This window comes from Prochlorococcus sp. G5PB11 (assembly GCF_059772425.1).
Window position 1 is genome coordinate 1,471,697 of the sequence record NZ_CM186287.1, and the last position, 23,446, is coordinate 1,495,142.

27 protein-coding genes are annotated in these 23,446 nt (G+C 34.9%); 15 read left to right on the plus strand and 12 right to left on the minus strand.

What is annotated here, in order from left to right; translation table 11 throughout:
* The first annotated feature begins 22 nt into the window (after nucleotides 1-22).
* The 5 genes from AC6EI0_RS08550 (at nucleotide 23) to AC6EI0_RS08570 (ending at nucleotide 6,460) form a co-directional block, all read left to right on the plus strand.
* Entirely contained in the window at nucleotides 23-1,195 is a 1,173-nt protein-coding gene (locus AC6EI0_RS08550; RefSeq protein WP_498522144.1) for an NAD(P)/FAD-dependent oxidoreductase, read from the plus strand.
* 99 nt (nucleotides 1,196-1,294) lie between these two features.
* Nucleotides 1,295-3,112, plus strand: a complete 1,818-nt coding sequence (locus tag AC6EI0_RS08555) for an SLC13 family permease (RefSeq protein ID WP_498522145.1) — start codon at nucleotides 1,295-1,297, stop codon at nucleotides 3,110-3,112.
* Between the two features lie 103 nt (nucleotides 3,113-3,215).
* On the plus strand, nucleotides 3,216-4,601 hold the full coding sequence (locus AC6EI0_RS08560; RefSeq protein ID WP_498522146.1) for a TrkH family potassium uptake protein: 1,386 nt from the start codon (nucleotides 3,216-3,218) through the stop codon (nucleotides 4,599-4,601).
* Nucleotides 4,602-4,615: 14 nt separating this feature from the next.
* Nucleotides 4,616-5,320, plus strand: coding sequence for a potassium channel family protein (locus AC6EI0_RS08565; protein WP_269609359.1), 705 nt, complete (start codon nucleotides 4,616-4,618; stop codon nucleotides 5,318-5,320).
* Nucleotides 5,321-5,323: 3 nt separating this feature from the next.
* The gene (locus AC6EI0_RS08570) at nucleotides 5,324-6,460 is read left to right on the plus strand and encodes an anhydro-N-acetylmuramic acid kinase (RefSeq protein ID WP_498522147.1); all 1,137 of its coding nucleotides are present in this window, start codon (nucleotides 5,324-5,326) and stop codon (nucleotides 6,458-6,460) included.
* Between the two features lie 18 nt (nucleotides 6,461-6,478).
* Here the strand turns inward: AC6EI0_RS08570 and AC6EI0_RS08575 are convergent, their stop codons facing one another.
* Nucleotides 6,479-6,781: a ribbon-helix-helix domain-containing protein gene (locus tag AC6EI0_RS08575; RefSeq protein ID WP_498522148.1), complete on the minus strand. Its 303-nt coding sequence runs from the start codon at nucleotides 6,779-6,781 to the stop codon at nucleotides 6,479-6,481.
* A gap of 139 nt (nucleotides 6,782-6,920) precedes the next feature.
* Between AC6EI0_RS08575 and AC6EI0_RS08580 the strand changes: the two genes are divergently transcribed.
* Both AC6EI0_RS08580 and AC6EI0_RS08585 read left to right on the plus strand, forming a co-directional pair.
* Nucleotides 6,921-7,277: a DUF8682 family protein gene (locus tag AC6EI0_RS08580; protein WP_498522149.1), complete on the plus strand. Its 357-nt coding sequence runs from the start codon at nucleotides 6,921-6,923 to the stop codon at nucleotides 7,275-7,277.
* A 33-nt stretch (nucleotides 7,278-7,310) separates the two neighbouring features.
* Nucleotides 7,311-7,541, plus strand: a complete 231-nt coding sequence (locus tag AC6EI0_RS08585) for a DUF8665 family protein (protein WP_498522150.1) — start codon at nucleotides 7,311-7,313, stop codon at nucleotides 7,539-7,541.
* Here the strand turns inward: AC6EI0_RS08585 and AC6EI0_RS08590 are convergent, their stop codons facing one another.
* Complete coding sequence (locus AC6EI0_RS08590) at nucleotides 7,542-7,706, minus strand: hypothetical protein (RefSeq protein WP_498522151.1); 165 nt, start codon at nucleotides 7,704-7,706, stop codon at nucleotides 7,542-7,544.
* 85 nt (nucleotides 7,707-7,791) lie between these two features.
* Here AC6EI0_RS08590 and abc-f point away from each other — a divergent pair, with 85 nt between their 5' ends.
* A complete protein-coding gene (gene abc-f, locus AC6EI0_RS08595) occupies nucleotides 7,792-9,510 on the plus strand; it encodes a ribosomal protection-like ABC-F family protein (RefSeq protein WP_498522152.1) in 1,719 nt (572 codons plus the stop codon).
* Between the two features lie 24 nt (nucleotides 9,511-9,534).
* Here the strand turns inward: abc-f and AC6EI0_RS08600 are convergent, their stop codons facing one another.
* On the minus strand, nucleotides 9,535-10,713 hold the full coding sequence (locus AC6EI0_RS08600) for a trypsin-like peptidase domain-containing protein (RefSeq protein ID WP_498522153.1): 1,179 nt from the start codon (nucleotides 10,711-10,713) through the stop codon (nucleotides 9,535-9,537).
* 229 nt (nucleotides 10,714-10,942) lie between these two features.
* Between AC6EI0_RS08600 and AC6EI0_RS08605 the strand changes: the two genes are divergently transcribed.
* The 5 genes from AC6EI0_RS08605 (at nucleotide 10,943) to xseB (ending at nucleotide 13,412) form a co-directional block, all read left to right on the plus strand.
* Nucleotides 10,943-11,218, plus strand: a complete 276-nt coding sequence (locus AC6EI0_RS08605; protein WP_498461983.1) for a DUF2973 domain-containing protein — start codon at nucleotides 10,943-10,945, stop codon at nucleotides 11,216-11,218.
* 54 nt (nucleotides 11,219-11,272) lie between these two features.
* Nucleotides 11,273-11,656, plus strand: coding sequence for a DUF8663 family protein (locus tag AC6EI0_RS08610; protein WP_498461984.1), 384 nt, complete (start codon nucleotides 11,273-11,275; stop codon nucleotides 11,654-11,656).
* A 100-nt stretch (nucleotides 11,657-11,756) separates the two neighbouring features.
* On the plus strand, nucleotides 11,757-11,903 hold the full coding sequence (locus AC6EI0_RS08615) for a CAB/ELIP/HLIP family chlorophyll-binding protein (protein ID WP_011294091.1): 147 nt from the start codon (nucleotides 11,757-11,759) through the stop codon (nucleotides 11,901-11,903).
* A gap of 34 nt (nucleotides 11,904-11,937) precedes the next feature.
* Complete coding sequence (gene xseA, locus AC6EI0_RS08620; RefSeq protein ID WP_498522154.1) at nucleotides 11,938-13,098, plus strand: exodeoxyribonuclease VII large subunit; 1,161 nt, start codon at nucleotides 11,938-11,940, stop codon at nucleotides 13,096-13,098.
* A 62-nt stretch (nucleotides 13,099-13,160) separates the two neighbouring features.
* Complete coding sequence (gene xseB, locus AC6EI0_RS08625; protein WP_498520247.1) at nucleotides 13,161-13,412, plus strand: exodeoxyribonuclease VII small subunit; 252 nt, start codon at nucleotides 13,161-13,163, stop codon at nucleotides 13,410-13,412.
* 2 nt (nucleotides 13,413-13,414) lie between these two features.
* Here xseB and AC6EI0_RS08630 read toward each other — a convergent pair whose 3' ends face one another.
* The 5 genes from AC6EI0_RS08630 to AC6EI0_RS08650 form a co-directional block, all read right to left on the minus strand.
* A complete protein-coding gene (locus AC6EI0_RS08630) occupies nucleotides 13,415-13,744 on the minus strand; it encodes a hypothetical protein (RefSeq protein WP_498522155.1) in 330 nt (109 codons plus the stop codon).
* A gap of 62 nt (nucleotides 13,745-13,806) precedes the next feature.
* Nucleotides 13,807-14,715: a YihY/virulence factor BrkB family protein gene (locus AC6EI0_RS08635; protein ID WP_498522156.1), complete on the minus strand. Its 909-nt coding sequence runs from the start codon at nucleotides 14,713-14,715 to the stop codon at nucleotides 13,807-13,809.
* A 151-nt stretch (nucleotides 14,716-14,866) separates the two neighbouring features.
* Nucleotides 14,867-15,685 carry an inositol monophosphatase family protein gene (locus AC6EI0_RS08640; protein ID WP_498522157.1) on the minus strand — a complete coding sequence of 273 codons (819 nt, stop codon included), beginning with the start codon at nucleotides 15,683-15,685 and terminating at the stop codon, nucleotides 14,867-14,869.
* Nucleotides 15,686-15,702: 17 nt separating this feature from the next.
* Nucleotides 15,703-17,280 carry a TolC family protein gene (locus AC6EI0_RS08645; protein WP_498522158.1) on the minus strand — a complete coding sequence of 526 codons (1,578 nt, stop codon included), beginning with the start codon at nucleotides 17,278-17,280 and terminating at the stop codon, nucleotides 15,703-15,705.
* Nucleotides 17,281-17,317: 37 nt separating this feature from the next.
* Nucleotides 17,318-18,667, minus strand: a complete 1,350-nt coding sequence (locus AC6EI0_RS08650; RefSeq protein WP_498522159.1) for a TIGR03279 family radical SAM protein — start codon at nucleotides 18,665-18,667, stop codon at nucleotides 17,318-17,320.
* A gap of 410 nt (nucleotides 18,668-19,077) precedes the next feature.
* Here AC6EI0_RS08650 and AC6EI0_RS08655 point away from each other — a divergent pair, with 410 nt between their 5' ends.
* Together AC6EI0_RS08655 and nadB are read left to right on the plus strand one after the other, a co-directional pair.
* Nucleotides 19,078-19,716 (plus strand): DUF3120 domain-containing protein, encoded by a 639-nt coding sequence (locus AC6EI0_RS08655; RefSeq protein WP_498522160.1) that lies wholly within the window; start codon nucleotides 19,078-19,080, stop codon nucleotides 19,714-19,716.
* Nucleotides 19,717-19,729: 13 nt separating this feature from the next.
* Nucleotides 19,730-21,430, plus strand: coding sequence for an L-aspartate oxidase (gene nadB / locus AC6EI0_RS08660; protein WP_498522161.1), 1,701 nt, complete (start codon nucleotides 19,730-19,732; stop codon nucleotides 21,428-21,430).
* On the opposite strand, the gene AC6EI0_RS08665 is transcribed toward nadB, so the two are convergent.
* From AC6EI0_RS08665 to AC6EI0_RS08680, 4 genes are all read right to left on the minus strand, one after another.
* Complete coding sequence (locus tag AC6EI0_RS08665; RefSeq protein ID WP_498522162.1) at nucleotides 21,417-22,358, minus strand: vitamin K epoxide reductase family protein; 942 nt, start codon at nucleotides 22,356-22,358, stop codon at nucleotides 21,417-21,419. The two genes, nadB and AC6EI0_RS08665, sit on opposite strands and share 14 nt — an antisense overlap.
* Nucleotides 22,359-22,538: 180 nt before the next feature.
* The gene (petL, locus tag AC6EI0_RS08670) at nucleotides 22,539-22,733 is read right to left on the minus strand and encodes a cytochrome b6-f complex subunit PetL (RefSeq protein ID WP_498522163.1); all 195 of its coding nucleotides are present in this window, start codon (nucleotides 22,731-22,733) and stop codon (nucleotides 22,539-22,541) included.
* A complete protein-coding gene (locus AC6EI0_RS08675) occupies nucleotides 22,697-23,098 on the minus strand; it encodes a DUF4346 domain-containing protein (protein WP_498522164.1) in 402 nt (133 codons plus the stop codon). The genes petL and AC6EI0_RS08675 overlap by 37 nt, the downstream gene beginning before the upstream one ends.
* Before the next feature lie 77 nt (nucleotides 23,099-23,175).
* Nucleotides 23,176-23,442 carry a hypothetical protein gene (locus AC6EI0_RS08680; protein ID WP_498522165.1) on the minus strand — a complete coding sequence of 89 codons (267 nt, stop codon included), beginning with the start codon at nucleotides 23,440-23,442 and terminating at the stop codon, nucleotides 23,176-23,178.
* Nucleotides 23,443-23,446: the final 4 nt, after the last annotated feature.

Sequence of the window (23,446 nt, forward strand, 5' to 3'; positions counted from 1 at the left end):
AATCATCTTAGATCTAGTCCCTATGGACTTGAACAATTTGAAATCAGATCCAATTGTTGTTGTTGGTGGCGGCTTCGGAGGACTATCTACTGTCCAAGCATTATTAGCTCGCTTGGATGGAACACCAATCATTTTGATTGATCAAAGCCCAAGATTTCTTTTTAAGCCATTGCTTTATGAATTATTAAGCGGTGAGCTTGAATTATGGGAGGTCGCACCGCAATTTTCTGCCTTAGCCGCAGAATTAGGATTTATTTTTTTACAAGAGCATGTAGTGAAAGTTAATGAACTTGAAAGAAAGTTAATTACTTCATCAAAGAGGGAAGTTAAATACTCTCAACTTGTTATAAGCACAGGATTAACAGCGGATTACTCTCTTTTTGATGGTTTAAAAGAATATGCTTGTGGTTTTTCTAATTTAAATGATCTCCTAAAAATTAAAGAGTTAATAAATTCTATCAATCTTTCTTCTAACTTCACAAAGCCTTTAGTGATCGCTGGAGCAGGACCAACTGGTGTTGAGCTTGCCTGTAAATTATCTGATTTAGTTAATAATAGAGTGGAAATATGTTTAATTGATAAAGGGAATAAAATCTTATCTAAATCCAAATCTTTTAATAGAGCAAAAGCAATAGAGGCAATTTCTGAGAGGAATATTAAGGTATACTTAAAATATAATTTTGAATCTATAAATGAAAAGACTGTAAAGCTATCAACTCTTGAGAACGAAAGAAAGAATTCCCTCGAAATTAATTATTCTGCCTTGGTATGGACTGCTGGATTAAGACCTTTTAGCTTACCAATAGTCGATCAGCTTTTAGATGAAAATAAGAAGATTAAAGTAAATGAATATCTGCAAATAAATGAATATCAGAATATTTTTTTCTTAGGAGATATCGTATTTTGTGAGAATTATTCTTTTCCTTCATCAGCTCAAGTAGCTATGCAGCAAGGTTATCTAACAGCTCAGAATATTTTTTCCCTTAGAATGGGAAGTCAACTTAAATCATTTCAATTTGAAGATCTTGGAGAAATGTTGAGTCTAGGTATTGGTAATGCATCGATCACTGGATATGGCATTACTTTGGCAGGACCGATTGCTTTTAAAGTAAGGCATTATGCATATCTTATGCGAATGCCAGGTTTCTCTATTTCTTTAAAATCCGCAGGATCCAGGCTATTAAGTAAAAAATAACTAATCGTTTATTTTTTCAATATCCTTAGTTCCTTTTCACAGTATTCTTAAAATCAATATTTGGACAGCGTCAGGTGAACAGGTTATTAATTAAAGAATATGAATGAGATATTAACTGTTTTAGAAAATCCCAAAGCTGTCATAACTTTGGCAGTATTGATTATTGCAGTTTTCTTGTTCGTGAGCAGTGCTTTGGCTCCAGAACTGACGGGGCTTTTGAGCGTTGCATTATTGATGGCTACGGGAGTTCTTTCCCCTCAAAAAGCATTGGCTGGTTTTGGAAGCCCTGCTTTGATTACTTTGATGGGTTTATTTGCTGTTTCAGCTGCACTTTTTAAAAGTGGCGCCCTTGATCGTTTAAGAGAGTTAATTGCCTCCGAAAGTATTCGTACTCCACGCAGATTGATAGCTTTGCTTGGATTAGTTGTAGCTCCTGTTTCAGGTGTTGTTCCCAATACTCCTGTAGTGGCTTCACTTTTGCCAGTAATTGAAGCGTGGTGCATTAAACGAAAACTATCTCCCTCTCGCGTATTGCTACCGTTATCTTTTGCCACGGTTCTAGGTGGAACTTTAACTCTTTTAGGTAGTTCAGTAAATTTGTTAGTCAGTGATATTAGTGATCAACTTGGCTACGGTGCTTTTGATCTATTTACATTTACGGCAATAGGAGTACCTATATGGCTTTTTGGGACAGCATATATGTTGTTAGCCCCACAATCTCTATTACCTGACAGAGGCCGCATTAGTTCTGAATATGGAGGGAGTTCGGATCAAACGAGTTATTTTACTGAAGTCACTATTCCGTCTGATTCTGAACTTGTTGGACATTCATTGAGAAATAGCCGCTTACAAAGAAGATTTGATGTGGATGTTTTAGAAATACAGCGTGAGAATGAAATACTTTTACCCCCCCTAGCTGATCGAATTATTCAGTCTGGCGATCGATTGTTGATAAGAATTACTCGGTCAGATCTTTTGCGTTTAAAACAAGAACATACTGTTCAGTTAAATAAAAACTTAAATATTGAAAAAAATTTTTTTCTATCCAATATTGATGAAAACCAACAAACTGTAGAAGTCCTCTTGCCAGCAGGGTCAACTTTGGCCGGTGCGAGTTTGCGTGAATTACGATTTAGGCAAAGACACAATGCTACTGTTTTGGCCTTAAGACGAGGTCAGCAAACTGTTCAAGAACGCTTAGGTCAAGCAATTCTGAGAGAAGGAGACGTATTACTTCTCCAAGCTCCTAGAGATTCAATTCGGGGATTACAAGATAGTAATGACCTTTTAGTTTTAGATCAATTTGAGAATGATCTACCCACTGTCACAAGGAAACCAATAGCAATTGGCATAGCCATTGCAATGTTGATAATTCCTTCAATCACTGATTTGCCCCTAGTAGCTTCTGTCTTAATGGCAGTAATTGCAATGGTCTGGGGTGGATGTTTAAGGCCAGCAGAGGTTCAAAGATCAATTCGACTTGATGTCATCCTTTTGCTTGGATCTCTTTCTAGTTTTAGTGTTGCAATGCAGACGACTGGTCTAGCGGATGCTTTTGCCAATATTTTGATTTTTATATTGCAAGATTTACCTACTTACACCTCTTTATTAGTTATTTTTCTTTCAACAACCATATTTACTCAATTTGTTAGTAATGCTGCATCTGTGGCTCTTTTGGCGCCAATAGCTGTTCAATTGGCCCCAAGTTTGAACCTGCCTCCTTTGGCTTTGTTAATAACAGTTCTTTTTGGCGCTAGTCAATCTTTTCTTACTCCTATGGGGTACCAGACAAATCTGATGGTATTTGGTCCTGGGCGTTATCAATTTTTAGATGTCACCAGATACGGAGCGGGATTGACAATCTTGATGACGTTTCTTGTTCCTTGGTTGATTTTATTAAAGTATAGTGTTTCTTAAATATGAGGAATATGATTATTAGCTTAGGTGAGATTTTAGATCTTTCTTCTGATTTTGATTATTTAATCTTTTCAAAATTAGTATCTATCTATTATCAGAGGAAGTGAGTATCAGAAAAGAAACTTACAGAAGGCTTACGGTTCCACAATTCACTGTGGTAACTGGTTTGCTTGTTATTACTTTTGGAACATTGTTGTTGTCGACACCTTTTTGTTCTAATGAAAATGTAGGTCTATGGGAAGCCTTATTTACTGCAACTTCTGCTGTCACCGTTACAGGATTATCTATTATTGATGTAGGAATAGATTTGACTTTTTTTGGACAACTGATTTTGGCAATTATGTTATTAATTGGTGGCCTAGGCTTAATGGCAATTACTACATTTTTGCAGGGTTTTATTGTTAGCGGAACAGAATTGAAAACACGTCTTGATAGAGGGAAAACTTTAGATGAATTTGGGGTTGGCGGTGTTGGTAAAACCTTTAAAGGGATAGCGATTACAGCTGCTATTCTTATTAGCTTTGGTGCTTCCATTTTATACTTTTTTGGTTTTAATAATATTGCTAACTCAAGTGAGAGGATATGGGCATCAGTGTTCCATAGCATTTCTGCTTATAACAATGCTGGATTTAGCTTGTGGTCTACAAGTCTAGAAGCTTACAGAAGCAACTGGGTAGTGAACTTTGTTTTAATTATTTTGATTGTTTTAGGTGGTTTTGGTTGGAGAGTGACAAATGATATTTGGATAAATCGTAGATCTTTAAGATTAAGAAATTTAACCCTTCATACACGCTTAGTAATTAGATCCTCTTTCATATTAATTTCTCTGGGCTTTTTGGGTTTGATTTTTACGGAATCTTTGGCTAGGGGGAGTTTCTTTTCATTGATTAATTTTGATGATCGTATATTAACTGCTTTATTTACCTCTGTTAGTGCTCGAACGGCAGGCTTTACGAATTTGCCGATTTCAATTGATAGCGTTTCTGATTCAGGCCTTTTATTAATAATGTTTCTGATGTTTATTGGAGCAAGCCCAGGTGGTACTGGAGGAGGAATTAAAACCACAACTATTGCCGCATTAATGGCAGCAACAAGAGCAACCTTGCGTGGTCAAAATGAAATTATTATTCGTAATCGTCAAATATCTGACAAAGTCATTCTTAAAGCTGTTGGAATAACAGTTGGTTCATTTTTATTTGTATTAATTATGGCTTTATTATTAAGCTTGAGTAATGGATTCAGTAATGGAGAGAATTTTTCATTTTTAGAAATGCTTTTTACGTGTATTTCTGCTTTTGCAACTGTAGGTTTCGATCTAGGTGTTACCTCAGAGCTAGGACACTTAGGTCAATTAATACTTGTTATTGGGATGTTTGTTGGCAGACTAGGTATTCTTTTGTTTTTAAGCGCTATGTGGCAAGCTCTCTATAAAACCAAGCTTCAACATCGCAATCGAATTGGCTACCCCAGGGAGGATCTCTATGTTTAATGAGGACACAAATCATGAGTGATTGGTGGCAATGGTCTCCCATAAAAGCAAATCAGAAACTTGGTTTTGCTGTAGTTGGAATTGGTCGTTTTGGAAGCGCTGTATGTAGAGAACTATTGAGAAATGGTGCTGATGTTTTAGCTGTTGATTCATCAGAGAAGGCAATAGAGGAATTACGTCAACTAGAGCCAACAATTGAGGCAAGGGTGGTTGACTCAACTGATGAAGAGTCTATGAAAGAGGCAGGTGTTCTTGAAATGGGGACAGTAGTTGTAGGTATTAGTGAGCCAATTGAGGCAAGTATTACAACAACTCTTATTGCAAAAGACACAGAGGGAAGTTTGGTTAAGCAGGTTATTGCTCGAGCAACAAGTGATCTTCATGAAAAAATGTTGAAAAGGGTTGGTGCGGATCGGGTTGTATTTCCTTCAAGAATGCAAGGTGAAAGATTGGGTTTGGAATTGGTCAGACCTAATTTGATTGAAAGATTAGAATTAGATGATAAAACCGGGATTGATGAGATTAAAGTACCTGAGGTATTTGTAGGCCGTTCGTTACGAGATTTGAATCTTAGAAAAAATTATTTTGTAAACGTTTTAGCTGCTGGTCCTGCTCAACTACTAACGGTTAATCCTCCCGCGAAATATATTTTGGAAAAAGATCATGTGCTTGTCGTTATGGGTTCAATGGAAGATCTTCAAAAGCTCCCTCAAACTTAATTTATGCGTGTATTGGGTTTAATGAGTGGTACGAGTGCTGATGGTATAGATGCAGTTTTAGTTGAATTTAGAGGTGATCCTTCAAAGCCGAAATGGGAAATTTTGAATACCAGCTCTTATCAATATCCATCCTCGACTAAAGAAAAAATAATACAAGTTGGTCAAGGGTTGAAAATGAATAGTAAGGATTGGTTTGAACTGGCTGAAGAAATTACTGAATTAAATGCTTTTGCTGCAAGGACTTGTGATCCTGATTCAACTGCTGAGGTTGTTGGATGTCACGGACAAACTTTATTTCATAGAAGCGTAAAGAAATCTAAAAGAGGAGGAAGTCTTCAAATTCTTTTAGGACCTTTACTTGCAAAGATTTTAGATCAAGTTGTTATTTTTGATTTTAGATCCAAGGATATTGCTTCGGGTGGTCATGGTGCCCCATTGGTAGCGTTAGTGGATGAAGCGTTATTTGGAAGGGTATATGGATGGCGAGGAGTTCTCAATCTTGGAGGAATAGCTAATCTTACTATTATTCCTCCCAAGAGCGGAATTGATAAAACTTCTGAGTGTTTGGGCTGGGATTGTGGACCGGCCAACTCCTTAATTGATTTAGCTATTAAAGAAAGTACTCATTCATCTTTAGAGTTTGATCAGAATGGATCTTTAGCATCTCTTGGGATACCTAAATTAAATATTATCGAAAAGTGGTTGAGGGAACCTTTCTTTCATCTCCAACCTCCAAGATCCACAGGTCGAGAGCAATTTGGTAGTCAAGATTTACAAAAAAGGAAAAAGCAATTGGGTGATTTATCAACAGAAGATTTAATATCAACACTAACTACATTTACAGTATCAATAATTTCTCAAGATTTAGAGAATCTTTTTAGGTTTAGAAAGATACGTTTAATCGAACTTTTGGTTGCTGGAGGTGGAACCAAAAATTTATTTTTAATGAAACAACTCCAGAAACAATGCTGCGGGGTTTGTGTTCGTCCAATAAATGAAATTGGTATTCCGTCTCAACATCGAGAGGCACTAGCTTTTGCAACTTTAACTTGGTGGAATATCTTAGGTAAAAAAGTTAATTCGAAGTTTATAACCGGAGCAAATAAATCTCTTTTATATGGATTGAGAGTTGATCCTTGATGTTAATTAATTCAATAGCTAATTTATTTTAAACCTTAATCTTTTTGGAATCCCTTTAAGTCTTTGTGTTTTTTGTTTTTCTAATGCATTGATAAAATTTTGTGTTTTATTTTTCTTAGTTTCTAATTCTTTTGATACTGAACTTTCTTTCAATTCGTGATGCTTAACCCCTTCCTGAATTAAAACTTTGGCCATATTGCTGACAGTTCTAGATTCTTTTACGGCTAATTCTGACAATCTTTCACATAAATCTTCTGGGAGTACAACTTGTATGCGAGGCGATTTTTGCTTCCCGTTAGATGAGTTTTGACGAGTAGCCATGCGTACAAAGAACTACCAAGTAGTAAATAGTGTACACTTGTACGTAAGGGTAGTATCCTTGTGTATGATACTTGCCAATCTGGACAGCTTTGTCTTGTCAACCTTTTGCTTAAATTTTTCGATTTAAAAGGAGTATTTCATGTCTCAGCCATCTCTTCCACAAACATCTAAACCTCTTTCTTCAAGTGTTGTTGCTGAAAAAAGGGCTATAAAAAGACAAAGAAGGAAGAGTCGTAGTAACGGTAAGAATGGAGATGTTCTAATTTCTGCTGTTGTCAGCTCTTACTTATTGACACATTTGCACCATGTTTTGCAAAGAGCGGAATATGGAGCTAGCAAAGAAGGAAGGTCATCTCATGCTGCGAACTTTGCTCAACTTCGTAAAGTCCTTTGTATGGATGCTAGAAGCATGAAAGACGCGTCTGCACTAGGTCTAAAGGAAAGTGATTTGGATATGTGCAATGAATCTCATGATTGCGAGACAAAAGCTGCATAATTGAATATTCTTTTAATTAGTGAATGTTTTTTTATGAGTGGCAATGCTTCAGAGCTTTATAAGCTTATAAATGCTGATCCAAAGAAAAAACAAGAACTTTTTCGTCAAGCCCTTCAAAACCCGAAGGGTGCTATGCAATCTATATGTGCTTTTGGGATTGAAATGAATTTGCCAGTTACCTCTGAAGAGGTAAAAGAATATTTGATTACCATTGATGATTCAGAGACTAAACAATGGCTGATAAAGGCTAGGGGGGGAATGTAATTAATTTTTGGAAGAAGTAGGGGTTGTGAATGAATTTTTACCATTTTCATTAATTTCTCTACGTTCATAGCCACCTCCTCCTGCCATCGTCCAAAAAAACCAATAACTAGGAATTGCAAGAGCAGCGGCAAGTACTAAAGCAGTAATTTGTTCGAGTCTTAACATGGCCTACTTATGTAATGTAATTTAAATCAGTTGGAATCTTTTAAAGCTAAATGATTAAAGGTAATTCACTTGAGGTTTTGTTGTAGTGTTGCGACTTGAAAAGATTAGTAAGATATATCCAACTGGACAAGTCTTGAAAGATGTCAGTTGGGAAATTAGAAATGGAGAAAGAATCGGTTTAGTTGGAGTCAACGGAGCAGGTAAATCTACGCAATTAAAAATTATTGCTGGCTTAGAAGAGGCAACAGATGGATCGTTGATTACTGAAGGCGATCCATCGATTGCATATTTAAAACAGGAATTTGATGTTGATTTTGCAAGAACTGTTAGAGAAGAGTTATTCGAGGCATTTAAAGAAGCATCTGATTTACTTCATGGTCAAAAACTAATTCAAAATAATATGGAATCTGAATTAGCCGCCAAAGATTCAGATTATCTGGATTCATTAATTAAAGAATTAAGCTTTATTCAAAGCAAATTTGAATCAATGAGCGGGTACGATTTAGAATCGAAAGTTGAGAAATTATTACCAACTATTGGTTTCAACCAAAACGATGGAGACAGATTAGTAGGAGATTTTTCTGGTGGCTGGCAGATGAGAATAGCTTTAGGAAAGATTCTCTTGCAAAGTCCTGATTTATTGTTATTGGATGAACCAACTAATCACCTAGATCTAGAAACTATTGAATGGTTAGAAACATATTTACTTAATCAAAAAGTTGCCATGGTAATTGTTAGCCATGATAGATCTTTTTTAGATAAAGTTTGTACAAGAATTGTGAATACAGAGCGAGGTCGATCTAAAAGTTATCTTGGAAACTATTCATCATATCTGCAACAAAGAAATTTTGAATTGGAATCAACAAAAGTTGCATATGAGAAACAGCAGAAGGATATGCAAGTTCAAAAGGAATATATTGAAAGATTTAGAGCAAGTGCTACTAGAAGTACACAGGCTAAAAGTAGAGAAAAGTTATTAGATAAAGTTGAAAAGATAGAAGCTCCTGAGAAGAGATTGAAAGGACCTAATTTTAAATTTATGGACGCACCAAGGTCGGGTAAGGATATATTAAGTATTAAAGATTTAACGCATAGTTATGACGAAAATATTTTATTTTTGGGAGCTTTTTTGGATGTACAGCCAGGTGAAAGAATAGCATTTATAGGACCAAATGGTTCTGGAAAATCTACTTTGCTACGATTAATTATGGGTTTGGAGGAACCTGAAGAAGGATCTATTTCAATAGGTAAATATAACATTATTCCCAGTTACTTTGAACAGAACCAGGCTGAAGCTCTTGAACTAGAAATGACGGTAATTGATACAATTTCACAATCCGTACCGAACTGGACTCAAACAGAGGTTAGATCATTATTAGGTAGCTTTGGCTTAATTAATGATTCAGTTTTCAAGGAGGTAAGCCAAATAAGTGGAGGAGAGAAAGCAAGGTTGGCTTTGGCATTAATGATTATAAAGCCATCAAATTTGCTTATTCTTGACGAACCTACAAACCATTTAGATATTCCCTCAAAGCAAATGCTGGAGCAAGCATTGTCCAACTATAATGGTAGTGCATTAATAGTTTCTCATGATCGATATTTTATTTCCAAAGTTGCAAATAAAATTGTTGAAATAAGGGATGGTCAATTAATTAAATATGAAGGGGATTATCAATATTTTAAAGAGAAAAAAATTGAGGAAAAAAAGGAAAAAGAAAAAGAATTAAAACTTGCAGAACGTGAGAGAAAAAGATTGGCTAATCGAGAAAAACAGAGAAAGAAAAAACAGATTAAAAAGAAATAATTATTCTTAAAAATACTTTTAACATTATGGTTTCAGATCAAAAATATTAATTGGTCTGATATGTTTTATGGACTCTCTATTTTTTCTAAGTATTTTAATTTCTAAATTTGACTTTAAATTACTCTGATTGATTTTTTTTACGACATCCGCTGGAGTTGAAATTTCTTCATTATTAATCGAGATTATTAGATCATTAACTTTTAATCCACCTTTTTCAGCAGGACCATTTGGCATCAAATATTTAATAATTGCTCCACTTTCTCTTTGGGAAAGAAAATTACTTTTTTGCCTGATATTGCTTGAAAGTGATACTCCGATAATAGGATGTTCTGCTCTTCCATTAGTGATTAAGTCTTGCGCGATTTTTCTAGCTCTATTTATTGGGATTGCAAAACCTAACCCTGCTCCTGGCCCTGAGCGAACGAGAGTATTTATGCCAATTACTTCTCCCAAAGAATTCAATAATGGACCTCCAGAATTACCGGGATTAATGGCTGCATCAGTTTGTATCAGATCTATTCTTTTATCGGATATCCCAAGCTGTGCAACATCTCTATTTAGATTACTAATTATTCCAAGGGTTACGGTATTCTCAAGTCCAAAAGGATTCCCAACTGCAATTGCCCAATCACCAACTTTTAGATTATCAGAATTACCCAATTGAGCAGTCGGCCATGGACCCTCTGCCTCAAGTTTAATAACTGCAAGATCCGTTAAAGAATCTTCCCCGACGACTTTACCAATCACTCGTCGTCCATCTGATAAACCAACTATGAGTTGGTCAGTTTTTTCTATTACGTGTGCATTGGTCAAGACAAGACCTTCTTCAGAAAAAATTACTCCACTACCTTGACCTCTTTCAATTCGAGATCGAGGAACTTGAAGTCCTCTTAGACCAAAGAAACGTTCAAAATATTGATCATTTAAAATTCCTTGTGGTAAAAACCTTTCATTAGAAGACAACACTTTGCGCTCTGTTTCTATAGTGACGACTGCATTTCCAATGAGGTGTAATGCTTTTGAGACGAAAGATTGTTTGTTTAGATTTTGTGGGGTTACTTGTAAAGTTTCACGAGAATAAACCGGAGTATTAAATCGTAAATTACAAACAATAAGTACAAATAGAACAAGAATTTTGAAATATTTTTGTTTTTCTAATTTCAGGTATCCTATTAAAAGTCTCTTTGCATCTAATCCATGCATGATCTTTGGAAAGGGATTAGTTTTTAATTTGAAGTCTTATGATAGCCAATTTAGAAGTTCAAAGATCCACTAATTTGATTACCGTAGATTTTTACTAAAGAACTGCTATTCAAACTTTATTTCCTTTAGAATCTTAATCTGCTTTATTGTGTAGAAGTCTATGAAACCAAATTGAGTTCAAGACTTAGTTTTAATGATTTATTCAGTTTTTTGATTTCTCATTTTGCAAATGTTGAGCAATTTCTTACCTTTTCTTTATGGCCTTTCAGTTTTTATTTTGTTGATAGTAGCGGCAAGAATAATGCTGAACGGGTTTTTCTCTGGTCAATCATTAAATACTCAAAATTCATTTTCACAAAAAAGACGTGACGATAGAACTGGTTTGGTTACTGTGCATCCTGAGCTGTTAAACGAAGATGGCTGCATCACTGATGAAGATTTGCTCACAGTTCGTTTTTCAAAGGACACTGATCATCCACAATCATCTGAAAAGCCTTCTGAATAATTTTCATTAGATTTTTTGGTTTGACATTAAATAGTTCTCAACGAGGTTTTAATTTTGGAACAACGAACCCGCATAGTCGCTGCAGTTTTGAAAAATATGAAGTTACCTCCTCGGTTTCGTCTTAGACTATTAAAGGAAGATCCAGTGAGGCTTGAGCTAAGTCTCACACCATCTTATGGCAAAGATCCTATTCAAGTTGGGTTGGTAGAATCACTTGATTTGGTTGCTAGACGGGACAGAGAAGGAAGAATGCCCAGAGATCTACAAGGAACATGGGATTGGACCGTACGCCATGGCGAAGTTAGTACCGGTGGATGGAATCCTTATTTGAAAGAAGCTCTGCAAACTATGTTTGAAACTGGATTGCCAGCAATTATTTATGAGGAACTAACCGGCGAGGACTATCATCCAGTTGATGGAGCCAAACATGTTCGATAGGTTATTAATTTTAAAAAATAAATTAATTTCAATAGTTAAGTTTTCTGTTTTCTCATTTGGAGCATTTCTTTAGTATTATTAGTATGAATTTGCTTTACAAATGAAAGATAACTTCGAGCCTCGTTATGGGTTTGTCAACTTTGCGGAAATATGGAATGGTCGATTGGCCATGATGGGTATATTAATAGGATTGACGACAGAGTTGTTAACTGGCCAGGGAATTTTAACTCAGATGGGAATTGGCTGAAAAAACTAATTCTTAGTTTTTTATTTTTCATAGTTTGACTAATTTTAAAACACACAAACAATCTCTACCTACATATAGTGTTAAAGAATTAAATGAATCTATTGGTTTATTATTATCTAGAGGATTCGCACCGAAATTTATACTTCAGGCGACTGTTTCTAAATCTCAAATAAAAAAAGGTCATTTATGGTTGACTTTGACTGATGGAAAGTCAAGCGTGGATGCAGTTGCATGGTCATCAACAATCAAGTCTTTAAAATTTCTACCCAAGGAGGATGATGGAGTTGTTATTGTTGGAAAATTAAATTTTTGGGAATCCCAAGCAAGATTATCTGTACAAGTTTTTGATATTCGAGCAAGTATTTCTACTATTCTTAAGAAGTTCGAAATAGTTAAATCCAAGCTTATTAAAGAAGGTTTGATAGATGATTTATTAAAAAGAAAATTACCAAAATATCCAAATTCTATTGGAATTCTTACAAGTGTTCCAAGCTCTGCATTGGCCGATATGCTTAGAACTGCTAAGGAAAGATGGCCTTTGACAAAACTGTATATAATTCCTATCCCAGTTCAAGGTAATAATGAATCTGAACTAAAGACAATTTTAAGTAAATTGAGGAAAAATAAATTAGCTTTAGATGCGATAGTTATTGGTAGAGGAGGAGGTAATAGAGAAGATTTAATGTTGTTTGATGCTGAAATTATTGCTAGAGAGATTGCAAAATTTCCTATTCCTGTAGTTACAGGAATAGGCCACGAAGATGATCTAACAGTTTCTGATCTTGTCTCAGACCATAGATCTGCTACTCCAACTGCTGCAATTGTTGATCTCTTACCTTCAAGAGAAATTGAAAAAAATAAATTTTTACAAAATAAGAAAATTCTCAATAACTATTTTAAAATTTGTGTTCAGAACAAAAAGAATTTTTTAAATACAAAAAAATCTTTTTTTCTATCTCATTCTCCTCAGCTATTCATAAAAAATCAAAGAGCAAAACTAAATTATATATATCAGCTTTTCGAAGCATTGTCCCCTGATAAATGGTTGAAAAGAGGTTTTGCTTTAATTAATGATGAGGAAGGTAATTCGATTTATAGTGTACAAAGTGTGAAGGCAAAAGATAAGCTCGTGGTTAAATTTTTAGATGGGAAAATCAATGCAGAGGTTAATAGTATCAATTATAGTAAAATATAAATTATTAAATAATACCTTTTGATTCTATTTAATCTGAAGGTGAGGGTACTAAAAAATCATCAATGTCAAAAAAAGTTGCCAGCATAAAAACTATAGAAGCTTTTAAAAAAGATATTAAGAAATTAAGTTATGAAGAATCTATCTCTGAATTGGAATCCATTTTAACAAATATACAGGATGACAATATTTCACTAGACAAAATTCAAATTAATTATGTCAAAGGTCACTTACTTCTTAAACATTGCGAGGAACTGCTGCAAGTTGTTGAACAAGAGATTAATGAAATTAATTCTACGTTTATAAAACTAGACTAATTTTATAAACTCATATCTTCCGATTTAATATCAATTGTTGCTGCACTTGCTGGTATGTTTTCGAGAATATCCTTTCTATTATTAATATTTGCTCCACATATTGGACAAATATTCTGATTATTTAAAAAGCTTGAGCCACAAGAATCACATTTTTGTATTTTTGATTGGATTCTTTTCCAAGAAAACCATCCTATCCCTGCTAATAATAGTGGTATTAATGTAATCAAAATGAATATTCCGCCTGCTAAATCAATAATGAATTTTCCAGCTGGTGTAGGAAAAATGAGAAGTACAATACAGACCATCCAAATTAATGAAGATGGCTTGTTCATGAGTATTTAAGATATCTACTTATATATTGTAATTTAAATTTTGATGCTTGTTTAATTGATGTTTAAACGTATCGATTGCGACGCATGCTTGCAATTACAACGCTCCAACACTGACCAAAATAAATAATGACACCTACCATCCAAACCCAAAGAGTCAATACTAAGACTCCTCCGATGAATCCATAAGCTTGAAATCTTGACCCCAAAGAGAGGATACTTCTACTAACCGCTAAATTTAAAATAGTTAGTAAGGTTCCAATCATAAAAGCTCCTGGTATTAGTGGTTTCAAAGGCACTCTTCTACTAGGAAGTAAGCCCTGCAAAAGTAGAGCCATCGTTGAAAAACCTATTAATGGGAGTATGAATTGCCCCACTTGAAGAACCGGTATTTTTGACATCGCATTTCCAATCCAAGGAGTTGTGTTTGCTAATTCTTCCAAAACGGCGCCAGGGATCATTCGAATATTTGCACTGATTTGATCTATGACCATTAAAAAACCTACCAAGAGAACCACAAAAAAAGCTTCTATTCGGTTTCGGATAAATCTAAATGCTTGAATTTTAAGTGGATCAGGTTTTGATTTAACTGGTAGAACGTCTTCCCATAATCTATCTGCTCCTCTTTGTAATGTTAGATAGGCATTGCCTGCAGTGATCATTAAGAACATTGCTCCAAGTATTCCAGCGCCAAATCCTTGATTAACTAATTTTACTAAAGTTGAATCAACTAGACCAACAACTGAAGGAGGTAAAACTTGAGCAGCCAAAGCAATAATTTGTTGATCTAAGCCTTGCTGTTTTCCTAAAAACCATGAAGCAACTGATAGAGATATCAGTAATATTGGAAAAAATGACTGCAGAGTGTAGTAAGCAAATGCTGCGCTTAAATCGACACAATCACATTTAGACCATCTTTCATAAGCTTTCCAGAGGCTACTAAAAAACCATCTTGTTTTTTGACTGTAGTTCAAGACCACTTTGGTTTTTGAGTGTTTATGTTTACTATTACGCTACTTGGTAGGGAGGAGATTTTTCTTAGTTGAATCGGTAGATTTAAATTCATAGATTGTTTTAGTGGGATATATTTTATTGTTGATTGAAAAATAAAAAGGTTATTTTGCATTAACTATCTTGAATTAATGCTGCACCCCAGGGCAGCATCTTGAGCAATTGATCTTTAGATGATGCTGTTAGTAATGGGAAATTCACAGAAGTAAGATCTGTCCCAGGGCTAATATCTTTCGGATTGGTTCCCAACCAATTGATGAGACAATTAAGTTCCTCGAGGATTAACCACGCAGCCGCAATATCCCAGATTTTTGGTGTTGCCTCCAAAGCAGCAATTGTTTGACCTACAGCAACACTAGTCATATTTAAACTTGAAACCCCCAGTAATCTGATTTTCCCTGGGAAAGACTGTTCTGGTTTCATTTGTAAAACCTTAATGGACCGGCTACAAAGAGAAATGCAGTCACTATTTTTTTTGAAACGAGATTCAGGCTTCAGTGGTTTTTTATTCAGCCAAACTCCCTTCCCTTTTATGGCAAAAATTCTTTTTTTTAGAGCTGGTATGTCAAGAAAGGCAGTCTCAGGTTCCCCATTGGTGAAACGCGCTATGGATATTGCCCAGTATGGTATGCCTGCTGCAAAATTAGTTGTGCCATCAAGCGGATCAACTACCCAATATTCATTTGAACTAGGAACTGACTTCTTGCCTTCTTCACTAAGGACGCCCTCACCTGGAGCAATTTTTGCTAGACCTTGAACTATTGTTTTATCACTCCACCTATCACACTCTGTAATCAGTGTTCCATCGGGCTTTATGTCAGAGTTGATTTGACCAAAATCTTGAAGCTGGCGTCTTCCCACCTCATCAACTAGGTGATGAATTGACATTAATTGAGCATTGCTCAGAGGTGTAGATATTGGGTTTTGATTCATTGTAATTCAGTTAAAAGCTATAGCTGACATAAAGGAATTAAGTTCGATTCGTAGAGATTTGATTTATTGTCTAAATCTCTATAATTTTCTTGATTGACTTTGATATCACATGGTTTGATGTTATCTAAACCAGTTTGCCTACTTAAATCAGCTAATAAAGTGTTATAGCTAGTTACAGAAATAATATAACGAACCTCGGAATCGGTTAAATCTCTTTGGTTATTTACAACTTCTCGCTGTGTCGTAATACCTGCTTTGTACCTAAGCTTGGCAAGTCTTAGAGATTCTCTTGCAGATAAAACTTCTACATAAGAAGAAGATATATTTAGTTTGGCCGATTCTAATTTGAAGAAAACTTCTTCAACTTCTTTTCTGATTTGAGCTCTTTGTAAAGCAAAATTTAGCTTTGCTTCTTTTGCTTTGCTTTTATTGTATTTGTATAAAGATTTTGAATTACCTCCATCAAAAATAAACCATGTAGCATTGAGCCCAATTGTATTAGAAAGATTAGAGGATCTATTACTAGTGTTTGGAGAAACTTGATTTAACTCACCTTTTGCAAATGAAGAGGTAAATGTATTTACTAAGCTTAATTTTGGTTGGCCAGCAGCTAATGCAGCGTTGGCATTGCTATTGTTGATTGAAATATCTAAAAGGATACTTTCAAGTTCTTCACGTGCATCATAAGCTGCAATAATACTATCTTCTAATGATAAGTCCCATACACCTAATACTTGGGTCTTTGAACCAATCAAAGGTGTGACATCCTCTGGGAAATTAAGTATTTCAGCAAGAGATCTTTGACCAATTTTTTTCTCTCCTGATTTAATGTTTAATAATTGTTGATCTCTGGCTAATTGTGTTTTAGCTTCGAGAACTTCTAATTTTGTACCAATACCAGATTCAAATCTGATCTCTGCATCTCTTAATCCAAGTGTTGATGATTCAATAGATTTATTTGCAACTTTTATTTCTTCATTTGCCTTTTGAAGATTAAAGTAGCGCTTTTTAGCTTCTAATTTTAAATCTCTTAGAATTATAGAGTAGGTGTATTTTGACTTTTCAAAACTATCTCTAGCTGATGCTATTTCGGGAACTCTTGCAGGATTAATTAAATCCCATTTAATTTGTGCATTAATAGATGAGCTCCATTGTTTACTAGTAGTGTCTTTTATTAAATTTGACTCATTGTAATTATTAGACGAAAAGTATTTTGGAAGGCCATTCGCTGTTAGGCTTAATGTTGGGTACCAGGAGGATAACTTACTTTTTAATATTGATTTTGCTTGATCAACTTTTTCTAAGTAAATTTTTATAGTTCGATTATTATTTATAAGAATAGTTTCTAACTGATTGAGATTTACATTTTTATAGGTTTTTACTAGTACTTCGCGGGGTCTAGAGGGCCTAAAAAGATCTTCAGGTGAATTTAATTCATGTAATAACTCTTGTGTTTTGTGGCTTTGATTTTTACTTAATTCTTCTTGAAACCTTATTTTAGAAACTATTTTTTGCGAACTTGTGGCCCATAAAGGATTTATCCCAGATATAAATAAACCGGCAAAGATTAGGAATTTTCTCTTCACTCTCCTCATAGTTATAAGAAAAACTGAGATGGATTCAATAAAGCAATTATGCTTTACAAAGTGCTTTGTTCACGATGTCGTCTGCATCATGGACAATTCTTATAGATACATTAAGTGACGAAGAGAGCTCTTGAAGAGTCATGTCATCAAGAAAGATTTTTTCCCCTTGCTTTAACATGACTGACGGTAGAAGTAATTCATCGCCTAATTCTTTTCCTTGCAGGCCTTTTACCAGATCTAGACCTGTTAGAAGTCCTGTCACTATTTGTTCTTGACCCCAATAAGGACTTGGAATTCCGTAAAGATGCAGTGTGAAATTATTTATTTTATTGAGTCTCTTACAAGGTTTCTGTAATTCATTTTCAACGAGTTTGCCAACAACCCAGCTGCATGTTCTCTTTTCATGAATTTCAATGGGAAGATTTCTTGTCGCTTCATCCATTGCTTTAAGAAAACTGCGAATACTTCCTACTCCATTCTCTTTTTGAGGTAAATCTTCATAAGAATTGAGCTTAGGTAACGGTTTCTTTGCTATCAAATACCATTCATCAGATAACCAGGCAAAACGGGAGCCCGTTGATTTGTAAAATTTCTTCTGCAATGGCTCAATTTGATTGATGACTTTTGTGGCACAAACAGAATTCACAGGTATTAGCCCATCATTACTTGGTCGGAATCTTGTTAACCCAACTGGAACTATTGCTGCTGAAAGGATTACAGGAAAATCTCCTTGTGCAAAACTAAATAGATCATTAATGGTTTTTGTTAAAGCTTTCCCGTCATTTAATTCAGGGCAAACAACAATTTGAGCATGAATTTGTATTCTCTTTTCTGAGAACCAAGCCAACTGATCTAAAAGTTCAATAGCTTTAGGATTTCTAAGTAATTTCGACCTTAAAGAAGGTTCTGTTGCATGCACTGAGACAAATAAAGGAGTAAGTCTTTGTTGATCAATTCTTAACCAGTCTTGCTCGGAAAGATTTGTAAGTGTTAAGTAAGAACCATATAAAAAACTTAGCCTGTAGTCATCATCTTTAAGGTATAAGCTTTTCCTTTTCCCTAAAGGCTGTTGGTCAATAAAACAAAATGGACACTGATTATTACATTGTTTTAATCCATCAAATAAAGCCTCAGTAAAAGCAAGTCCTAACCCGTCGTCATAATCTTTTTCAATATCAATTGTGTGTGTTATTCCTTTGTCATCTAATATTTTTAGTTGAATATTTTCTTCGGCAATGAGAAATTTGTAATCAATAAGATCTCTTGGTTTTACACCATTAATACTAATTAATTGATCTCCCGCTTCAAATCCAAGCTCCTCACCTATTGAACCCTCTTCGACAGAGGAAACAACAGCAGGTTTTATTTTGTTTTTATTTACCATTACTGTGTTCATTTATGATCCTAAACAAGAGAAATCACTTTTATAGTTTTCGGGTAGCATGAAAAAATTAATTGATCTTGAACAATTAATTTATTTTTAATATAAGTAAATTTTCAACAAAAAGTACTCTAGAAGCTTTTTTGAATCATCTCTTTTTCTAATGATTAAGAAAAGAGGCCTTGAAAAGCATTGCGATCATTAAAATAAAAATGTTTTTCTGAATTTTTCTTTTAACTTTCTTATTTGTATTCTGAAGACATTTTGGTTTGGGTATCGACTTGAAGCTAAATTCATAGAAGGTTGAGCTGAAAACCAACTCAGTTTTATTAATTCTGATTTACTCAAACAAACCCACCAATCCCATAAATAAAGAAACGTCCTATCTCTCAAAGTCAAGGACATTGCAGTTTTGGGCTAGCACAATGGTTGTCCTGCCGGTTTTTGTTCAGGCTCCATGGGTTCATGTGTTTCCTTTTTCAGCTTTTTTATTTAGTTTCCTCATATTTTTTCTTGGATTTTATTTACTTAAATTTTGTAGTAATAGATGGTCCTCTGTAGGTTCCCTATTGGTTGGTGTGAGTTGGAGCTGGTTAGGAGGATGTCTCTTTTGGGGATGGTTAAGAGCACATCCTGTGTGGCATTTGCCTGTTGAATCAATAGCTTTTCCAATAGCAATAAGTCTTTTAAAGACTCGATGGGAAATAGGAGCTAGTTTCTATTTGGCATCATTACTAGGCACTGCTTTTACAGATGTGATGATTGTTTTGACAGGTGTCATGAAGGCTTGGCCCGAAGTTGTTGACGCACCTTTTTCAGAAGCCTCCAAAATGTTGAGTTTCACGGCGGAACAATTATTGGAACCTTTTTCTCTATTTGCAATTTTAGTTGCAGCACTTTTAATAATTTTGATTGCAAATTGGATGAATCAAAAATCAAAAAGTGAGCCATTCTCTTCCGATGCTTGGCTTGTATCTAGTGCGGCTTTGACAACAACCTTATGGGTTGATGGATTATTTTTTGCGACTACATTAATTCAGCCTCAATTGAGTGGATTGATCTGAAAATTAATACTTTATGGACTTAAATACTGGATTTAATAAACATGATATTTACTCAACTAATTGGGATGTGATTGTTATTGGAGCAGGCGCTGCGGGTTTGATGTCTTCTCTTGAATTACCATCAAATTTGAAAACCTTACTGTTAAATCGCAATACCAGTAAACGCTCTTCAAGTAGATGGGCACAAGGAGGAATGGCTGCTGTTACTCGAATTGAAGATAGCGTGGATGTTCATGCATTGGATACAATGAAAGCGGGGGCTGGCCTTTGTGATCCTGAGGCAGTTCAAATGTTTGTTGAAAGTGCTCCGAGGTTAGTAGATAGGCTTTTGAAACTAGGCATGGAATTTGATAGAACCTCTGGAAAATTATCTACAACTCTTGAGGCTGCTCATACTCACAGAAGAGTGCTTCATGTCAAAGATAGAACTGGAAAGGCATTGGTTGATGTCCTTAATGAGCAAGTTGAACAAAAAGAAAATGTTTTGCATCAAAGAGGAATAAGAGTTACTCAGATTTGGGTTGAGAAGGGAAGGTGTTTAGGGGTACAAGTTTTAGATGGGCCAGCTTTACGTTGGATCAAATCAAAGGCAGTTGTTTTAGCTACTGGTGGCGGTGGCCATTTATTTGCTAATACAACAAATCCAACTCAAGCAGCAGGTGAGGGAATTGCTTTGGCGTGGAGGGCTGGAGCTCTAATAGAAGATCTCGAATTTTTTCAGTTTCACCCGACTGCTCTGAAATTGAATGATGCGCCCTCGTTTTTAATTTCTGAGGCATTAAGGGGAGAGGGTGCGGTTTTAGTGGACTCATTCGGAATGAGCCCTGTCGACCATCTTGAAGGGAAAGATCTTGCATCAAGGGATCAAGTCAGCAGAGCATTGTTTAAAGCTATGCAAAAGCAAAAAGTTGATCACATTGGTCTCGATGTGCAATCTATTGATGTTGAGGATATAGAAGCACGCTTTCCGTCTATTTTTCAAAGGTGTAGAGAGCTTGGCCTAGAGCCTTTAAAAGAATTAATTCCCGTTGCACCATCGGCTCATTATTGGATGGGCGGTGTCGCTACAAACTTGAAGGCACAAACCAATATTAAAGGACTTTTTGCGATAGGTGAAGTGGCGTGTACAGGACTTCATGGTGCAAATAGGCTTGCAAGCAATTCATTAATGGAATGTTTGGTTTTTGCAAATCAAATGAGAAATATCGAATTAAACGATGTTGAAACTCCAGTTATATCAATAAGTAATGCAAGTTTTAAGAAAGAAAACCTTCGCTTTTCTAGAAATGATGGAACTAATTATTTAACCAAAGAAATCGAAAAACTCAGACAATTATGTTGGAGAGAAGCTGGAGTGGATCGATCGCAAAAAGGAATGTTTGCCGCTCTTTCAAAAGTTAAACGAGATCATGAAAATCTCTTAAACGAGCCTTTATTAAATTTAGTTTTTTCGCAGTCAAAAGATGAAATTAATGGATTTGATGAAATTTCTAGGAGAGATCTTAACTTGCTTCTTGATTTAAGTAATCGACAAAAGTCTAGCTCGCTTATGTTGGAGGCTTGCTTATTTCGTAAAGAGAGTAGAGGAGGGCATTTTAGAGATGATTACCCTAATTCAGTTCCTTTTTGGAAATGTCATACTCGTCAAGTAAAAGGAAAGAATATTCATACAAGACCAGTTAGCGAAATTACTGTTATGACTAAAAATCTTTAGTGTTCTTGTAATTACTTAGTTCGGCTAATTCTTTAAGGCTTTTCACTCCTGAATCAATTGAGCCATTAATTTCCCAAGAAGGGAAACCTGTTATACCTTTAGCCTCGCAAAGTTCTCTTTGGTTATTGAACCCATCTTTTGCACATTCAACTAAATTCAATTTTTCCGAAGCTTCTTTCCCAAACATTTCTTTTTGATCATGGCAATGTGGACACCAATATGCGTTGTACATCACTGCTCCTTCTTTTGTAAGATGTTCTGCGAGTTTTATTTTTTCAGGAGAACTTAACGCGATTACCGCAGGTGGGGTACCTTGGATATTATTTGAGACTTCCTGGGTAGATGGATCAACTGATGATGACCAAACCAGGCCTGCCATAAGAACGGCTACTGACATAATAAAACCCCTGAAAAATAACTTTCCATAATCTTCCCATCCGCCTCCAAGCACATTCAATAATAGAAGTGAAACTGATATAAGACAAGAAAGAAGACAGAAAAAGCAGAAAGCTTTAATTTTAAATATCATAATTGAGATTAAAATTAAACTAAAAATAAAAGTCGATGTAGATATATAAAAAGATCCCCACCATGCGATTTTTGAGATACTATTTTTTTTATTTTTAAGAATCGGTATTAACGGGAATATTGCCATTAATAATATTAAAAAATAACTGATTAAACCCATTAAAGATAATGGAATAGAATAATTATTTGCTTGAATCAAAGTTCCCCAAGGGCTATTTAAAACTTTATCGCACCCCCCTAATCCACCTGGACAGTTTAGATTTCCTATTAATCCCCATTTGTTCAATGTTATTGATCCTGTATCAATAATTCCTACAGTTGATAATATGGCTATACCAACTCTCGCCCACTTTGAACCCAAATCTTGGCGTCGTCGACTTTTTAGTCTTGAGGATCCCATGCAGGTGGAATATGAATAGATAAAATTATTTATTTATCTTAAAGAGTAATTCATTTAAAGGCTGAATAATCTAAATCATTTTCAATGTTCTTTATATTTTTAGAACCATTTAAATACTTGAATCGGTATTAAATATAAACTACTTTAATTGTCAAGTACTAATAAGAGGGATTTATTGATTCAGATTAATTTAATAGCTTTAAGGGCTTTTTGAATCAAGAATGCTGCAGAAAGACCTGCCCCAACAAAAACTAAGTAAAATAAAATTCCCATTTGATTTAAATTTCTCAAATAATAATAATAGAACATCAATGCTTTATCTTGTGAATTTATTAATTTTAATCTTGAATATATTGTTTCCCATTTATAAGGCATTGCTCTGCTCGTTGTAATTCACGACCAATGTAAATGGCATGATCTAAATGACTGATGGGGAACGGACCATGACCCTCTGAGATTTGAATACCTAATTGCTTTGCACTTTTTCCTCTATAAATATTGCTTGGTTGATTCCTACTTTTTGTTTTACAACCAATTGTCTCACCTGACTCTGGATCAATAGCGCGGCCTTTTTGATCAATATCATTTAAATAATGTTCAAGTATTAACTCATTTGTTTTTGGTTCAATTTTTATTAAGAAATAACCAATTGGGTCAAGCTTTATTTGTCGCTTGGATAATTTATCGTCTAAAACCTTTATTGAGTCAATTAAGTCTTCTTGAGGATCTGGATTTTTCATTTCTTTAATTTAAAAATTAAAAAGAAGATACAGAAGTAATCTTTTATCATTACATTTTTAGCTTTTTCTTCAAAAATTTATCCTGAAATAAAGCTTTTTAAGATTAAAAATATAAGTAGATTTACAAAAATAAAAGATAAATAAACAACCCCTGGATTTTTTAGTCCTGCTGGTGCTGTTAGTTCGTAGCCAAACAGAGTAATAACACCTTGAGTCCCCTTATCTTTATAACTAAAAATCCCTTTAGCAAAGAAAGGTTTGTCTTCATTAGGCTCAACTTCATCTTTCTCAGTGGAAAGCGATTTATCTGTCTCAGGAGAATCTAGCAAATTGTTGTCTGTCATTAAG

Bases quoted from the DNA above. Each gene is read 5' to 3' on its own strand.
- AC6EI0_RS08655 (WP_498522160.1), top strand. From the start codon at position 19,078: ATGGTTGTCCTGCCGGTTTTTGTTCAGGCTCCATGGGTTCATGTGTTT.
- AC6EI0_RS08675 (WP_498522164.1), bottom strand. From the start codon at position 23,098: ATGAAAAATCCAGATCCTCAAGAAGACTTAATTGACTCAATAAAGGTT.
- AC6EI0_RS08600 (WP_498522153.1), bottom strand. From the start codon at position 10,713: ATGCATGGATTAGATGCAAAGAGACTTTTAATAGGATACCTGAAATTA.
- petL (WP_498522163.1), bottom strand. From the start codon at position 22,733: ATGCCTTATAAATGGGAAACAATATATTCAAGATTAAAATTAATAAAT.
- AC6EI0_RS08585 (WP_498522150.1), top strand. From the start codon at position 7,311: ATGAGTGGCAATGCTTCAGAGCTTTATAAGCTTATAAATGCTGATCCA.
- AC6EI0_RS08680 (WP_498522165.1), bottom strand. From the start codon at position 23,442: ATGACAGACAACAATTTGCTAGATTCTCCTGAGACAGATAAATCGCTT.
- AC6EI0_RS08570 (WP_498522147.1), top strand. From the start codon at position 5,324: ATGCGTGTATTGGGTTTAATGAGTGGTACGAGTGCTGATGGTATAGAT.
- nadB (WP_498522161.1), top strand. From the start codon at position 19,730: ATGGACTTAAATACTGGATTTAATAAACATGATATTTACTCAACTAAT.
- AC6EI0_RS08565 (WP_269609359.1), top strand. From the start codon at position 4,616: ATGAGTGATTGGTGGCAATGGTCTCCCATAAAAGCAAATCAGAAACTT.
- AC6EI0_RS08580 (WP_498522149.1), top strand. From the start codon at position 6,921: ATGTCTCAGCCATCTCTTCCACAAACATCTAAACCTCTTTCTTCAAGT.
- AC6EI0_RS08555 (WP_498522145.1), top strand. From the start codon at position 1,295: ATGAATGAGATATTAACTGTTTTAGAAAATCCCAAAGCTGTCATAACT.
- AC6EI0_RS08550 (WP_498522144.1), top strand. From the start codon at position 23: ATGGACTTGAACAATTTGAAATCAGATCCAATTGTTGTTGTTGGTGGC.
- xseB (WP_498520247.1), top strand. From the start codon at position 13,161: ATGTCAAAAAAAGTTGCCAGCATAAAAACTATAGAAGCTTTTAAAAAA.
- AC6EI0_RS08650 (WP_498522159.1), bottom strand. From the start codon at position 18,667: ATGAACACAGTAATGGTAAATAAAAACAAAATAAAACCTGCTGTTGTT.
- AC6EI0_RS08575 (WP_498522148.1), bottom strand. From the start codon at position 6,781: ATGGCTACTCGTCAAAACTCATCTAACGGGAAGCAAAAATCGCCTCGC.
- AC6EI0_RS08605 (WP_498461983.1), top strand. From the start codon at position 10,943: ATGTTGAGCAATTTCTTACCTTTTCTTTATGGCCTTTCAGTTTTTATT.
- AC6EI0_RS08615 (WP_011294091.1), top strand. From the start codon at position 11,757: ATGAAAGATAACTTCGAGCCTCGTTATGGGTTTGTCAACTTTGCGGAA.
- AC6EI0_RS08665 (WP_498522162.1), bottom strand. From the start codon at position 22,358: ATGGGATCCTCAAGACTAAAAAGTCGACGACGCCAAGATTTGGGTTCA.
- AC6EI0_RS08590 (WP_498522151.1), bottom strand. From the start codon at position 7,706: ATGTTAAGACTCGAACAAATTACTGCTTTAGTACTTGCCGCTGCTCTT.
- AC6EI0_RS08640 (WP_498522157.1), bottom strand. From the start codon at position 15,685: ATGAATCAAAACCCAATATCTACACCTCTGAGCAATGCTCAATTAATG.
- AC6EI0_RS08645 (WP_498522158.1), bottom strand. From the start codon at position 17,280: ATGAGGAGAGTGAAGAGAAAATTCCTAATCTTTGCCGGTTTATTTATA.
- AC6EI0_RS08630 (WP_498522155.1), bottom strand. From the start codon at position 13,744: ATGAACAAGCCATCTTCATTAATTTGGATGGTCTGTATTGTACTTCTC.